Genomic DNA, 1,080 nt, shown 5'->3' on the forward strand with positions numbered 1-1,080 from the left:
CTCGTCCGTTGCGCCAGCAACCCTCCCTCGAGCGTCACCCGATCAGTGGCCACGCTGAAAGAGCTCACGGATTGAGGCGGTGAACTCGGCCATCGGCACTATCCGTTCAGGGCTGCGCGAGTGGGCGCACCTCGGGGATCTCCGCGCCGTATGAGTTCTTCCGCAGCTTGAACACGCAGGCAGTGTGTGAGGGCACTGCACTCTGCAAGAGTGGCCAGGGCCTGAGTGGCCTCCTCCATGTCGAGGGCACTGAGAGCTTGCATTGCTCTCTCGACTTCAATGGCCCACCGTTGGCGTCCGTACAGGTCGGGGAGCACTCGGCCGCGTCGCCTGCTGGGATTCTCCCGCCGTCTACGGTCTGCCCGTTCCACAAGGACTGCGAGCGGCTGGGCCGCTCGTGCATCTCCCAACTCGGCCAGCCGGACAGCCGCTTGAAGCGTGGGAGATCGTGTGGTGCACAAGACGGCCAGCGCATCTGGGGCACGCGCGTCTCCAGCGTCAGCAAGTGCCATCGCTGCATCTGTGCGGATGCCATCGTTGGCCAAGAGGTCGCCGACCACTGCTGCCAGGATGTCTGCTCCGCGTGGATCGGCGAGTCGGGCCAACGCGGTCGCCATACGAACACGAGATTCAGCGTGGGTGTCGGTGTCGGCACAAACTGCTGCAAGGATCTCGGTGCTGCGCCGGTCACCTCGCTTGCCCAGCTGTTCTGCGGCGTCGGCTCGCATGTACTGCGGCACGTCTGTATCGCCGACAATGCCTATCAGATGATCTGTGGCCTGAGGGTCAGCCGATTGCGCCAAGGCTGCGATTACAGTTTCCCAGGGGCCGTACTGATGGCCGAGGGGGTGCTGAGCTATCTCAGTGGCCAGGTCGCCGAGTGCGTCGGTCCCTCCCACCGCGTCCGGTCGGGCAAGAATCTGCACTGCGTGCGACTTGTTGAAATAGTGGAGTTGATCTCCTGTGGCCAGATGGGCTAGCAGGCCTGCAACGCGTGCGCTTCCTCTTCGAACGAGTGCCTCGGCTGCATCCAGGCGTAGGTCCCCGGCGACGTTAGTGTCGGTGACGAGGCCTTCCAGC

Annotated in this window: 1 protein-coding gene; it reads left to right on the forward strand. The window is 64.0% G+C overall.

The window, feature by feature from the left end:
* Nucleotides 1-635: 635 nt before the first annotated feature.
* Entirely contained in the window at nucleotides 636-980 is a 345-nt protein-coding gene (locus tag ACWEBX_RS41340; RefSeq protein ID WP_451889807.1) for a hypothetical protein, read from the forward strand.
* Nucleotides 981-1,080 lie beyond the last annotated feature (100 nt).

Source organism: Streptomyces sp. NPDC005070, assembly GCF_053600395.1.